A 230-nucleotide genomic window follows, 5' to 3' on the forward strand; every position below is an offset into this window, starting at 1 on the left:
CTCCCTGGACGAACTGCCGCAGTTCTGGAACGTCCTGGTGGGCGACATGAGCTTGGTGGGCCCACGTCCACCGTTGTCGCGCGAGGTCAACGGCTACGAACGCCATACGCACCGGAGGCTGCTCATCAAGCCCGGAATCACCGGGCTCTGGCAGATCAACGGCCGATCGGACCTGCCGTGGGACGAGGCGGTCCGTTTGGATCTCTACTACGTCGAAAACTGGTCCATCG

The 230-nt window shown here is 63.0% G+C and carries 1 protein-coding gene; it reads left to right on the plus strand.

Translation table 11 applies throughout. From position 1 onward, the window contains the following. On the plus strand, positions 1–230 hold a 230-nt coding region (locus SB764_RS45100), incomplete at both ends, for a sugar transferase (protein WP_410867447.1).

This window comes from Paraburkholderia sp. SIMBA_027 (assembly GCF_046535315.1).
In the GTDB taxonomy this organism is placed as follows: domain Bacteria; phylum Pseudomonadota; class Gammaproteobacteria; order Burkholderiales; family Burkholderiaceae; genus Paraburkholderia; species Paraburkholderia tropica.